Source organism: Streptomyces sp. NPDC058964 (assembly GCF_042741275.1).
Lineage (GTDB): Bacteria > Actinomycetota > Actinomycetes > Streptomycetales > Streptomycetaceae > Streptomyces.
This window is the reverse complement of the sequence record NZ_JBHYKH010000071.1, coordinates 1-13,169: the sequence shown is the minus strand read 5'-3', so window position 1 is coordinate 13,169 and position 13,169 is coordinate 1. Positions and strand designations below refer to the sequence as shown.

Genomic DNA, 13,169 nt, shown 5'->3' with positions numbered 1-13,169 from the left:
ACCCGACCCGGACCCGACCCGGGTAGACCGCTTCGCGGGCGAGGTCCCCTTCGCCTCCCAGCCCGCCGAGGGCATCTTCACGTGGGGGAGCGACGGCGACGACCCGCCCGCCCTGCAACTCGCCGGCCGCGCCGACGCCCCCAAGGGCGCCAAGGTCCTCTCGGGGACGTACGACATCAGCGGCTACGGCGGCTTCACCCACGACTTCGCCGCAACCGGACCCGCCCACGACTGGTCCGCCCACAAGGGCATCCGCTTCTGGTGGGACGGCCAGGACAACGGCAGGAAGATCGCCTTCGAGATCAAGGACGGCGGCGCCAACGGCGAGGCCTCCGAGCTGTGGACGACGTCCTTCACCGACGACTTCACCGGCTGGAAGCAGATCGAGATCCCGTTCACGGACTTCGTGTACCGGACGGACTACCAGCCGGTCGGCGGTATCGACCACGTCCTCGGACTCACCCGGATGTGGGGGTACGCGGTCACCCTCCCCGTGGGCGTCCAGGGCCGGTTCGCCATGGACGACGTGGAGTTGTACGGCAAGGCGGACCAGTCGCTGCGGGCCTCCGTCACCACCGACGCGGCCGTGTACCCGGTGAAGGAGGGCGGCACGGCCGCGGTCGGGGTCACCCTCGCCACCACCGGCGCCGCCCCGCTCGACGACCCGGTGACGGTCACCTACGAGACGGCCGGCGGTACCGCCGGCTCCGGCAAGGACTACACACCGGTCTCCGGCACCCTCACCTTCCCGGCGGGCAGCGCGTCCGGGGCGACGCGGACCATCAAGGTGCCCACGATCAAGGACCGGTCCGCCGAGCCGGCCGAGACCGTCCCGCTGAAGCTCACGGTCACCGGAGCCAAGGCCCCCGCCGAGACCCCGCAGGTGGTCATCGACGCACACGGACTGCCGTACCTGGACCGCAGGTTGCCGGTGCGCAAACGGGTCGCCGACCTCCTGTCCCGGATGTCACTGGAGGAGAAGGCCGGGCAGATGACCCAGGCCGAGCGTGGTGCCGTGGGGAACGGCGGCGACATCGCGGCGTACGGCCTCGGCTCCCTGCTCTCCGGCGGCGGCTCGACCCCCACCCCCAACACCCCCGAGGCCTGGGCGAGGATGATCGACGCCTTCCAGCTGAGGGCGCAGGCGACCCGCTTCCAGGTCCCGCTGATCTACGGCGTCGACGCGGTCCACGGCCACAACAACCTGGCCGGTGCCACGATCATGCCGCACAACATCGGCATCGGGGCGACCCGCGATCCCCGACTGGCCGAGAAGGCGGGCGCGGTGACGGCCGCCGAGGTCCGCGCCACCGGTATCCCCTGGGACTTCGCCCCCTGCCTCTGCGTCACCCGTGACGAGCGCTGGGGCCGTTCCTACGAGTCCTTCGGCGAGGACCCGGCGCTCGTCGAGTCCATGGAGACGGTCATCCAGGGCCTCCAGGGCCGGGCGGACGGCAGGGACCTGAGCCGGAACGACAAGGTCCTGGCCACGGCCAAGCACTTCGTCGGCGACGGGGGCACCGAGTACGGCTCGTCGACGACGGGTACGTACAAGATCGACCAGGGCGTCACCACGGTCACCCGCTCGCAACTGGAAGCGATCCACCTGGCGCCCTACCGGACCGCCGTCGACCGGGGCGTCGGCTCGGTCATGCCCTCCTACTCCTCCCTCGACATCCTCGGCGACGGCCGGGGCCCGGTGAAGATGCACGCGCGCACCGACATGATCAACGGCGTGCTCAAGGGCCGCATGGGCTTCGACGGCTTCGTCATCAGCGACTGGAACGCCATCGACCAGCTCCCCGGCGACTACGCGTCCCACGTCCGCACCTCGGTCAACGCGGGCCTGGACATGATGATGGTGCCGTACGGCTACAAGGAGTTCACGGCCGCGCTGACCGACGAGGTGAGGGCGGGGCGGATCAGCGGGAAGCGGATCGACGACGCCGTCTCCCGCATCCTCACCCAGAAGTTCAGGCTGGGTCTCTTCGAGCGCCCGTACGCCGACACCGCCGGCGCCGCCCGGATCGGCTCGCCGGAACACCGGGCCGTCGCCCGCCGGGCCGCGGCCGAGTCCCAGGTGCTGCTGAAGAACGACGGCGGAGTGCTGCCCCTGAAGAAGTCGCAGAAGGTCTACGTCGCCGGTTCCAACGCCGACGACATCGGCAACCAGACCGGCGGCTGGACCATCACCTGGCAGGGCTCCTCCGGCGCCATCACCAAGGGCACGACCATCCTGCAGGGCATGCGCGACGCCGGCGGGAACGTCACCTACTCCAAGGACGCCTCTGCGCCGACCGGCGGCTACGACGTCGGCGTGGTCGTCGTCGGCGAGACCCCGTACGCCGAGGGAGTCGGAGACGTCGGCAACGGCCACGACCTGGAGCTGTCCGCAGCCGACAAGGCGGCCGTGGACAAGGTGTGCGGGGCCATGAAGTGCGCGGTGCTGATCGTCTCCGGGCGGCCGCAGCTGATCGGCGACCGGCTCGGCGGGATCGACGCGCTGGTCGCCTCCTGGCTGCCGGGCACGGAGGGCGACGGCGTGGCCGACGTGCTGTACGGCAGGCGTCCCTTCACCGGGCAGCTTCCGGTCACCTGGCCGAAGTCCGAGGCCCAGCTGCCGATCAACGTCGGCGACGCCTCGTACGACCCGCAGTTCCCGTACGGCTGGGGGCTCACCACCCTGACCAAGGTGCCGGACGGCGGCGCGACGGCGCTGCGGGCACTCGCCGCCGCGGCGGCGGTGGCCGAGAGGGCGGGCGCGGACGGGACCGGGCGCGCACTGGTCGCCAGGGCACGGCTGATCGTGCAGAACAAGGTGGGACGGCGGATCACCGCGGCGGTGGCGAAGCCGTTCGCCGACGCCGGCCATCTGCTGCTGACCGGCCGGTACGCGCAGGCGGTGAAGCAGCTGACGGAGGCCTATCGGGCCGCCTGAGCGGCAGGTGGGAGGCGCACTCGACGGTGGGCGCCTCCCACCTGCTTGAATGACCATTTCATGTGGGTTCGGGTAGCTTCGAACCATGAAGGCCGTCGTACGGACCCGAAGCCTGGCCGGGCTGCTGCTGGCCCTGACGTTCACCGTCCTGACCGTGCTCGCGCCGGGCGCCTCGGCGGTCACCGGCATCTCCGCGATCGCCGAATCCCTTCGCAGGAATCCGGTCTACGTCGACCCGGCGGCCTCCGGACAACTGTCGACGGCCCACGCGGATGCCCTCACCAGGCAGATCAAGAACGCGAACAAGCCGCTCTTCATCGCGGTCCTCCCGGCCGGCTACCCCACCCGCAACCTCTTCACCGACCTGCGCACCGCCACCGGCATCACCGGGCTCTACGCCGTCCGCCTCGGCGACCGCTTCGACGCCCGGGCCGACTCCTCGGTCATGTCGCGCACCGCCGTGCGGAACCTGGTCACCAGCGTCCAGGGCGAGGACGCCAGGACCCAGTTGAGCGACTTCACCGACCGTGCCCTGGCCAACATGGGCGGCAAGGCCCCCGCGTCCTGGGGCTCCTCGGGCGGCGGCCAGGGTGTCTCCGGTGCCGCGCTGATCGCCCTCGGCGCGGTGGTGGTGGCGGGCGGCGCGGGGGCGTACGCCGTGGTACGGCGGAACCGCCGGCGCCGCGAGGAGGAGCAGCGGGCCGCCCTGGAGCGGCTGCGGGTGGTGGTCGACGAGGACATCACCGCTTTCGGCGAAGAGCTGGACCGGCTGGACTTCCACCCGGCGGAGGCGGGCGCCGACGACGCCATGCGCGCGGACTACGAGCGCGCCCTGGACGCCTACGAGCAGGCGAAGCAGTCCATGGCCGAGGCCCGCAGACCGGAGGACGTGCGGGCCGTCACCCAGGCCCTGGAGGACGGCCGCGTCTCCCTCACCCAGCTGGCCGCCCGCCGGGAGGACCGCCCCCTGCCCGAACGCCGGCCACCCTGCTTCTTCGACCCGCGCCACGGACCGTCGGTCGCCGACGCGCCCTGGTCGCCTCCCGGAGGCGCCCCGCGCGAGGTGCCGGTCTGTGCCGCGGACCGGACCCGGCTGGCCGACGGCCGCGACCCGGTCGTCCGCGAGGTCGAAACCGACCACGGCCGCCGCCCCTACTGGGACGCGGGCCCGGCCTACGGACCCTGGGCCGGCGGCTACTTCGGCGGCGGCATCCTGCCCGGCCTGCTCGTCGGCACGGTGCTGGGCGGCGTGATGGCCACCCCGTCCTACGCGTCCGACTACGGCACCGGGTACGGCGACTTCGGCGGCGGTTACGAGGGCGGGGACGTCTCCGGCGCGGACTTCGACCCCGGTGACTTCGGGGGCGGGTTCGGGGACGGCGGTGGCGGAGACTTCGGCGGCGGTGGGGACTTCGGCGGGGGCGGGGACTTCGGCGGGGGTCTCTGAGCGGAGGCCCGGCGGGGGCGGAACCGTACCGGTGCAGATGTGTCCGAGGACGGCCGGCCGGCTGGGGCTCAGGCTCCCGTCCGCACGCCTCCTGCGCTGCCGCCGGTCCCGGAACGCCCCAGGACGAGCGCGGCACGGGCAGTTCCGGTACGCCATGACGACCGCCTGAGTGCCCGAGCGCTATAGGACAGGATCCGTCCTGGTTCGCGCCTACCGTGCTCCCATGTCTGCCGTCGACGACGCTTCCCCGCCCCGCTCCTTTCCCTCCGCCGCAGCGGTCGACGCCTGGCTCGCCGCTCACCCCGCGCCGCATCCCGGCCTCTGGGTCAAGATCGCCAAGAAGGGCTCGGGGATCGTTTCGGTGAGCGCCGCCGAGGTCAACGACGTCGCCCTGTGCCATGGGTGGATCACCGGGCAGCGCAGGGCGCTCGACGCGAGTTTCTTCCTGCAGCGGATCACTCCGCGCAGGCCCGGCAGCCTCTGGTCGGTGGTGAACGTACGGCGGGTGGAGGAACTGGCCGAGGAGGGGCGCATGCGTCCGGGTGGCATCGCCGAGGTCGAGGCCGCCAGGGCGGACGGGCGGTGGCACGCGTCGTACGAGTCGCAGAAGGACGCGGCCGTCCCCGGGGAACTCGTGGCCGCGCTCCATGACGACCCCCGCGCCCGGGCGGCCTTCGACTCCCTCGGCAGGACCGACCGGTACCTCGTCATGCTCGGGGTGCTCCGGGCCCGGACCCCGCGGAGCCGTGCTGTCCGGGCGGCGGCCGCCGTGGCGAGGTTGCGGGCATGCGAGCGCCCGCCCTTCGATACGGGGAGTGAAGGGCGGGCGCGCTCAGGGGAGTGAGGCGGCGGGCGACGGCCGTTTCAGGCCGCCCTGTACCGCAGGCTCACGCGTTCTTGATCGCAGAGATGTCGAAGTTCAGCTTGATCTTGTCGGAGACGAGGACACCACCGGTCTCGAGCGCCGCGTTCCAGGTGAGGCCCCACTCGGAGCGCAGGATCTCGGCCTTGCCCTCGAAGCCGACGCGCTCGTTGCCGAACGGGTCCTTCGCCGCGCCGTTGAACTCCAGGTCGATGGTCAGCGGCTTGGTCACGCCGAGGATCGAGAGGTCGCCGGTGATGCGGTAGTCGTCGCCGCCCAGGGCCTCCGCCCTGGTGGAGCGGAAGGTCATCGTCGGGAACTCGTCGGTCTTGAAGAAGTCCGCCGACTTCAGGTGACCGTCCCGGTCGGCGTTGCCCGTGTCGATGCTTTCCATCTTCACGTCGAGGGAGGCGGTGGACTTCGACGGGTCGGAGCCGTCCAGCCGCAGCGAGCCGCTGAAATCGAGGAAGCCGCCCTTGACGTTGGTGACCATGGCGTGGCGGGCCACGAAGCCGATCGTGGTGTGGGACGCGTCGATCGTGTACTCGCCGGTGAGGGCGGCCAGCTCCGGGTTCACGCCGGCCGGGGCGGCGGCGGGGGTGGTGGACTCGGACGTGTTCTTGCGGCCGAAGATGCCCATGACGTGCTCCTTTGGGGGACGGAGTGCTTGAAGTTGAACGTTCAATGAGGTCAACGGGGACCACGGTAGATCTATTCCGTTCAATTTTCAACATTAGCTATGGGTGTGTTTCCGCCAATACGGCGCGTCGCGTGGTTCCGGGGTGGCGGGCGTAGTGGTAGACGCCATGCACATGACCGCCTCGCGTCGCACCTTCCTCGCCGCCGCCCTCCTCGCCCCGGCTCTCACGGGGAGGACGGCCGGGTCCGCCCGCGCCGCCGACGATCCCTACGGCACCCTCCGCCGCCGCTGGCTCGACATCGCCCTCGGCGCCGGATACGACCCTGCCGCCGAGCCCTACGCCTCCCGCCTCGCCCGGACCGGCGAACTGGCCCGCGCCCTGCGCGCCACCATGGCCCCGACCGCCGCCTCCCTCTGGCCCGACCGCCCCTTCGACCCGCCCTCCGGCATCACCCAGAGCTACAGCCGGCTGTGGACGATGACCCAGGCCTACGCCCAGGAAGGGACCGGTTCCACTGGTGACGCGGCCCTCCTCGCCGACCTGCTCCGCGGCCTCGACCACGTCTCCGCCACCGTCTACAACCCCTCCACCAGCCGCCACGGCAACTGGTGGGAGTGGCAGATCGGCAGCCCCCGTCTCCTGATGGACATCACGGCCGCGCTGTACGACCGTCTGGGCGACGACCGCGTGGCCGCCGCCTGCGCGGCCGTCGACCACTTCATCCCGGACACCGCGCTCACGGACTACTCCGGCACCTCCACCGGCGCCAACCGTGTCGACCTGTGCCGCTCCGTCGCCCTGCGGGGCGTCCTCGGCGCGGCCGGCGACCGCATCGCGCTCGCCCGGGACGGGCTCTCGCCCGTGTTCCCGTACGTGACGACCGGGGACGGGCTGTACGCCGACGGCTCCTTCGTCCAGCACACCTGGGTCGCCTACTCCGGGACGTACGGACAGGTCGTGCTCGACGGGCTGGGCCGGCTCGTCGCGCTCCTCGCCGGGTCCGCCTGGGAGGTGGCCGACCCGGGCCTGCGGAACGTCCTGGACAGTGTGGAACGGGCCTACGCGCCGTTGATCCACGACGGGTTGGTGATGGACGGCGTCAACGGCCGTGCCATCAGCCGCGGTTGTCTGGCCGACGACGACCTGCACGTCATGCGCAGCGACCACTACCACGGACACGCGCTCATCGCCGCCGTCGCGCTGCTCGCGGACGGGGCGGGCGAGGAGGAGCGGGAGCGATGGTACGGGCGGATCAAGGGCTGGATCGAACGGGACGACGTCACACCGGTACTGACGAGCGATCAGTTCTCGGTCGCCGATCTCGCACGGCTGCACGCCGTGGCCGGCCGGCCCGGGCCCGCAGCCCCCGACCCGGTCGGTCACCACCTCTTCGCGGCCATGGACCGCGCCGTGCACCGCCGGCCCGGGTTCGTCGCCGGCATCTCCATGAGCAGTGACCGGATCGCGTACTACGAGTGCGGCAACGGCGAGAACCCGCGCGGCTGGCACACGGGTGCCGGAATGCTCCAGTGGTGGGCGAGCGGCGGGGAGGGCCGGTCGGGTCAGTACACCGACTGGTTCTGGCCCACGGTGGACTGGTACCGGCTGCCCGGCACCACCGTCTCCGTCCGGCGGCTGGCCGACCGGGCCGGCGGCGAGTGGGGCGCCCCCAAGCCGGACGTGCGGTGGGTGGGCGGCACCACGGACGGTGAGTACGCCGCGGTCGGGCAGCATCTGAAAGGCCTCGGCTCGACCCTGGAGGCCCGCAAGTCGTGGTTCTGCGTCGCGGACGCGGTGATCTGCCTCGGCGCCGGGATCACCTGCGCCGACGGCGTCCCGGTGGAGACGATCGTGGACAACCGCAACCTGGGGGAAGGCGGGACACAGGCCTTCGTGCGGGGCGGTACCTGGGCCCACCTGGCGGGGCACGGAGGCTGGGTCCTGCCGCACGGCGGAGAATTGCGCACCCTGCGCGAGGACCGCACGGGTGCCTGGTCGGACATCAACAGCACGAGCACGCCGGAGCGCCGCACCCGGCGCTGGCAGACGTTGTGGCTCGACCACGGGAGGGACCCCACGGACGCCGACTACGTCTACGTCCTCCTTCCCGGCGCCTCCCGGCGCACCGTCGCCGCCCGTGCCGCCGACCGCCACTGGCTGTCGGTCCTCGCCAACGACGCCCGTGCGCAGGCCGTCGCGGTCCCGTCCCTGGGGCTGACCGCCGCCAACTTCTGGGAGGCTGGGACGGCGGGACCGCTGGCCGTGTCGGGCGGCGCCGGCGTCCTGATCCGGTGCCACGGCCGTACGGCTACGCTCTGTGTGAGCGAGCCACCGCGTTCGGGCGAGCCGCTGGAGATCGTCTGGGACCGTCCCGTGCGTTCGGTGGTGCGTTGCGACGACACCGTCGAGGTGCTGTCGACAGGCCGCCGTTTGAGGCTCCGTGTCACTCCGGGGATGGCATGTGCCACGCATGAATGTGAGGCGGCTCTCAGGTGACCGCTTTGTCGCACCCCTACAACGGCGATGCCCTCCAAGCAGTCGGAACGGCTGCATGCCGTTGAGGTTCTGTTCGGTGGTACCAGGAAAACGGGCCGGAGACTGTACGGAGTCGACGGCTCGCTTTGCTTGCTGTCCTTCGTAAGGTCGCTACATGACCGTTTTGGAAGAGAAGACGGGTGAGCCGACCGGCGAGCCGACGGACGCGCGCGGGCGGGTCGCCGAGCTGCACGAGATCCGTGTGCAGGCCGTCGCCGGACCCAGCGAGAAGGCGACGCAGGCGCAGCACGCGAAGGGCAAGCTGACGGCCCGGGAGCGGATCGAGCTGTTGCTGGACCCGGGTTCCTTCCAGGAGGTCGAGCAGTTGCGCCGGCACCGGGCGTCCGGTTTCGGGCTGGAGGCGAAGAAGCCGTACACCGACGGTGTGATCACCGGGTGGGGCACGGTGGAGGGCCGTACGGTCTTCGTGTACGCGCATGACTTCCGGATCTTCGGGGGTGCGCTGGGCGAGGCCCACGCGACGAAGATCCACAAGATCATGGACATGGCGATCGCGGCGGGTGCGCCGCTGGTGTCGCTGAACGACGGTGCGGGTGCGCGGATCCAGGAGGGTGTCTCGGCCCTGGCCGGGTACGGCGGCATCTTCCAGCGCAACACCAGGGCGTCGGGTGTCATCCCGCAGATCAGCGTGATGCTCGGCCCGTGCGCGGGTGGCGCCGCTTACAGCCCGGCGCTGACGGACTTCGTGTTCATGGTCCGTGAGACCTCGCAGATGTTCATCACCGGGCCGGACGTGGTCAAGGCGGTCACCGGCGAGGAGATCACCCAGAACGGCCTGGGCGGCGCGGACGTGCACGCCGAGACCAGCGGTGTCTGCCACTTCGCCTACGACGACGAGGAGACCTGCATCCACGAGGTGCGCTACCTCCTCTCGCTGCTCCCGCAGAACAACCGCGAGAACCCCCCGCACGCCGCGACCGCCGACCCGGCCGACCGGCGCTGCGAGGCGCTGCTGGACCTGGTGCCGGTCGACGGCAACCGGCCGTACGACATGGCCAAGGTCATCGAGGAGATCGTCGACGACGGCGAGTACCTCGAGGTCCACGAACGCTGGGCCCGCAACGTCATCTGCGCGCTGGCCCGGCTGGACGGCCAGGTCGTCGGGATCGTCGCCAACCAGCCGCAGAGCCTGGCCGGTGTGCTGGACATCGAGTCCTCCGAGAAGGCTGCCCGGTTCGTGACGATGTGCGACGCCTTCAACATCCCGATCATGACCCTGGTGGACGTGCCCGGCTTCCTGCCCGGTGTCGGCCAGGAGCACGACGGCATCATCCGGCGTGGAGCCAAGCTCCTTTACGCCTACTGCAACGCGACGGTGCCGAGGATCTCGCTCATCCTGCGCAAGGCGTACGGCGGTGCGTACATCGTCATGGACTCGCAGGCGATCGGCGCGGACGTGACATACGCCTGGCCGACCAACGAGATCGCCGTCATGGGTGCCGAGGGTGCCGCGAACGTGATCTTCCGGCGGCAGATCGCCGCGGCCGAGGATCCCGATGCGATGCGGCGTCAGATGGTGGAGGAGTACAAGGCCGAGCTCATGCACCCGTACTACGCGGCGGAGCGCGGCCTGGTCGACGACGTCATCGACCCCGCCGAGACCCGGCAGGTCCTGATCAGGTCCCTGGCCATGCTGCACGCCAAGCATGCGGACCTGCCCTCCCGCAAGCACGGGAACCCCCCGCAGTAGCCGTCCCGCAAAAGACACCGCACCGCCCGGTTCCCTTCAAAAAAGGAACCGGGCGGTACATTTTTTTGCGCGGAGTGTGGGAGGGTTGGGGGGTTGTAGGGGCTCCGGGTGGGCTCCAGGGCGGGGATCCGGGATCCGTGCTGGCGTAAAGCAGCGCGACCGGTATGATATTGACCGACCGCTCGTGCTGTTCTTGGCTGTACTTGGTTGTACCTGTCGTAGGGAGACGGCGTTGGACATCGACGTACTGGGGGCCCTGGCGGTGCGGGAGGGCGGAGTGCCGGTCACTCCGACCGCGCCGAAACAGCGTCAGATGCTGGCACTGCTGGCGCTCAACGCCGACCACGCCGTGCCCGTCACGGACCTGGTCGAGGAGCTGTGGGAGGGGCGGCCGCCCCGCAGCGCCCGTACCACTCTGCAGACGTACGTGCTCCACCTGCGCGATCACATCGCACGGGCCCTCGCCCTCGGCGCCGCCGCGGCCGGGGAAGAGGACGCGGCCCCGCGCGGCGCCAAGGACGTCCTGGTGACCCTGCCCGGCGCCTATCTGCTCGCCGCCGGCGGCGGCAGCAGCGACGTGCGCCGGTTCGAGAGCCTCGCGGGCGAGGGCTACCGGGCCATGGACGCGGCCTCCTACGCCGAGGCCTCGGCCCGGCTGACCGAGGCGCTGAAGCTGTGGAACGGACCGGCGTTCGCCGATGTCCAGCAGGGCACGCTGCTGGCGCGGGAGGCCAAGCGGCTGGAGGAGAGCCGGCTGTGCGCGCTCGACCAGCGCATCGAGGCCGACCTGCACCTCGGCCGCCACCGCGAACTGCTCTCCGAGCTCATCGTCCTGACCAGCCGTTACCGTACCCACGAGAACCTGCACGCCCAGTTCATGGTGGCCCTCGCCCGCTCCGGCCGTCGCAGCGAGTCCCTGCACGTCTACCGGCAGCTGCGCACCACGCTCGTACGCGAGCTGGGGCTGGAGCCCTCGCCCCGGCTGCAGCGGCTGCAGCACTCCATCCAGGTCTCGGCCGCCGAGGTACCGGGAGAGACGGCCCTGGCGGTCAGCACCGGCTGAGCCACCTCCCTCGCAGGAGCGAGTCGGCGGTCCGTGGATCACCCCGGACGGCGATGCGGTCGCGGTGAACCCGCCTGCACAATGCGCAGACGGCCAACCGGGAACCGACCTTGGAGACGCCACCATGACCGCTGCCTCGCCCCCGCCGGGGCACCCCGCTGCGCAGATGCCGGCCGCCGACGTGCTGGCCGAACTCACCGCTCTGCTGGCGGGTTTCGTGGCTGTCGAGGCCCAGACCGTCGATGCCGACGAGAGCTTCGCGGTGCTGGGGCTCGACTCCCTGCTGAGTATCGAGTTCATGGGCGTGCTCAACGCCCGCTTCGGCACCGCGGTCCCGCCGGACGCCCTGTACGAGTGCCCGACGCCGAAGGCCATGGCGGAGCGTGTGGCCGCCGAGCTCGGCGGTGCCGCATCCGTCCCGGCCGCGCCCGTGTCCGAGCCGGGCCCGGCCGGGGACCACGACGGTGACGTCCTCGAGCGGCTGCGCGGACTGCTCGCGCGGCTCCTCGGCTGCGCACCGGACGACATCGAGGCGGATGCCCCCTTCGTACTGCTGGGACTGGACTCCATCCTCTCCGCGCAGTTCGTCGAGGGCGTCAACCGGATCTGGGGACTGCGCGAACCCACGGCGATGCTCTACGACCACCCCGACCTGGCCGCCGTCGCGGCGTACGTCGCCGCGAACTCCCGCGCGGGCGCCGCCGGTTCGCCCGATCCCGCCGCCTCGGTCGCTTCGGTCGCTTCCCCCGCCCCGGTGGTTGCGGCGGCACCGGCCCTCGCGTCGGGTGGCGCGGCCGTCGATCTCGAGGCGCTGCTGGACGCGGTCCGCGACGATCTGCTCAGCGTCGACGAGGCGGCCGCCCTGCTCGGCACCCGGCCGGCCTGAGGCCCGGAGCGCTCTGTGCCCATGGACAGCCGCGAGATACTCACACGGTTCAAGGACGGCACCCTGGAACGCCGTCATGCGCTGGCGCTGCTGGCGGGCGCACGGGACACACCGGCCGCGGACACCGCGCCCTCCGTACCTCCCGCTCCCGCCGTACCCGCCCTTCCCGCCGGGCTGCGTGCGCTGCCCGATTCCCCGGTGCCGGCAGGGGGGAGCACACTGCCGGACGCTCCCGCCGGCTCCTCGCGCGCCGGTTGGTGCGCCGTCGTCGCACTGCAGGGCCGCTGGCCGGGGGCCGCCGATCCGGACGCCTTCTGGGAGGCGGAGCTGCGGGCCCGTGGTGCGGCCTGCCAACCCGACGACGGCGTGGACGTCCTCGATCCGGCCCTCTTCGCGCCGGACCCGGAAGAAGCGGTGCGCACGGACCACCGGGAGCGGTTGCTGCTGTCCGTCGCGCGGCAGGTCCTGGAGAGCGCCGGGTACGCCGGTGCCCGCCTCGAGGCACTGACCGGACCGGACGGAGAGCGGCGCAGCGTCGGGGTCTTCGCGGCCGGCGGCGCGGCCCGCCTGTCGCGCGTCCTGGATCTGCGCGGACCCAGCCAGGACATCGGCACCGGGCCCTCCTCGTTCCTCACCGCGCTGCACCTGGCCCTGGGCGCGCTGCGCGGGGGCGAGTGCGCGGCGGCCCTCGTCGCGGCCGCCGAGCCGCGCGCCCGCGCCCCCACCCCCGAACTGCTGAATCCGCGCCCCGCCCCCCACGCCGCCGCGGTCGCCCGGCACCCGGCCCCATCACCGCCTCACAGCTCCCGCCGCCCCCCGCCGCGCTCGCCGCCGGGGACGTCGTGCACGCCGTCGTGCCGGCCAGCGCGGTGGGGCACCCGGGAAGCGGTGCCCACCCCGCGCTGCGCGACCGGCTGCGGCGCCGGGCCCTGCTCGCCGCCGGAACACCGGCCGTACAAGTGCAGGTGGAGGAAGACGGATACGGACACGGGCACGGCGCCGGGGCCGCGGGAGCGGGACAGGCGGCGGCGACCGCCCTGACCCGCGCCGTGCTGCAACTGCGCCGCGCCACCCTGCTTCCCGGGC

9 protein-coding genes are annotated in these 13,169 nt (G+C 72.0%); 8 read left to right on the top strand and 1 reads right to left on the bottom strand.

Features of this window, described 5'->3' with window-relative positions:
* The 3 genes from ACFW2E_RS12210 to ACFW2E_RS12200 all read left to right on the top strand — a co-directional run.
* Positions 1 to 2,938, top strand: a 2,938-nt coding sequence (locus ACFW2E_RS12210; RefSeq protein ID WP_384465352.1) for a glycoside hydrolase family 3 N-terminal domain-containing protein, incomplete at its 5' end; no start/stop codon positions are given.
* A gap of 85 nt (positions 2,939 to 3,023) precedes the next feature.
* Positions 3,024 to 4,385, top strand: a complete 1,362-nt coding sequence (locus ACFW2E_RS12205) for a hypothetical protein (RefSeq protein WP_384465349.1) — start codon at positions 3,024 to 3,026, stop codon at positions 4,383 to 4,385.
* A 223-nt stretch (positions 4,386 to 4,608) separates the two neighbouring features.
* The gene (locus ACFW2E_RS12200; RefSeq protein ID WP_384465346.1) at positions 4,609 to 5,229 is read left to right on the top strand and encodes a YdeI family protein; all 621 of its coding nucleotides are present in this window, start codon (positions 4,609 to 4,611) and stop codon (positions 5,227 to 5,229) included.
* A gap of 43 nt (positions 5,230 to 5,272) precedes the next feature.
* On the opposite strand, the gene ACFW2E_RS12195 is transcribed toward ACFW2E_RS12200, so the two are convergent.
* Positions 5,273 to 5,887: a YceI family protein gene (locus ACFW2E_RS12195; protein WP_384465343.1), complete on the bottom strand. Its 615-nt coding sequence runs from the start codon at positions 5,885 to 5,887 to the stop codon at positions 5,273 to 5,275.
* 172 nt (positions 5,888 to 6,059) lie between these two features.
* Here ACFW2E_RS12195 and ACFW2E_RS12190 point away from each other — a divergent pair, with 172 nt between their 5' ends.
* From ACFW2E_RS12190 to ACFW2E_RS12170, 5 genes are all read left to right on the top strand, one after another.
* A complete protein-coding gene (locus ACFW2E_RS12190; protein WP_384465340.1) occupies positions 6,060 to 8,384 on the top strand; it encodes a polysaccharide lyase 8 family protein in 2,325 nt (774 codons plus the stop codon).
* Positions 8,385 to 8,538: 154 nt separating this feature from the next.
* On the top strand, positions 8,539 to 10,134 hold the full coding sequence (locus ACFW2E_RS12185) for an acyl-CoA carboxylase subunit beta (protein WP_384465337.1): 1,596 nt from the start codon (positions 8,539 to 8,541) through the stop codon (positions 10,132 to 10,134).
* Between the two features lie 232 nt (positions 10,135 to 10,366).
* Positions 10,367 to 11,197 (top strand): BTAD domain-containing putative transcriptional regulator, encoded by an 831-nt coding sequence (locus tag ACFW2E_RS12180; protein WP_384465334.1) that lies wholly within the window; start codon positions 10,367 to 10,369, stop codon positions 11,195 to 11,197.
* 124 nt (positions 11,198 to 11,321) lie between these two features.
* Complete coding sequence (locus ACFW2E_RS12175; protein WP_384465331.1) at positions 11,322 to 12,083, top strand: phosphopantetheine-binding protein; 762 nt, start codon at positions 11,322 to 11,324, stop codon at positions 12,081 to 12,083.
* A gap of 21 nt (positions 12,084 to 12,104) precedes the next feature.
* Positions 12,105 to 13,124, top strand: a complete 1,020-nt coding sequence (locus ACFW2E_RS12170; protein WP_384465328.1) for a beta-ketoacyl synthase N-terminal-like domain-containing protein — start codon at positions 12,105 to 12,107, stop codon at positions 13,122 to 13,124.
* Positions 13,125 to 13,169 lie beyond the last annotated feature (45 nt).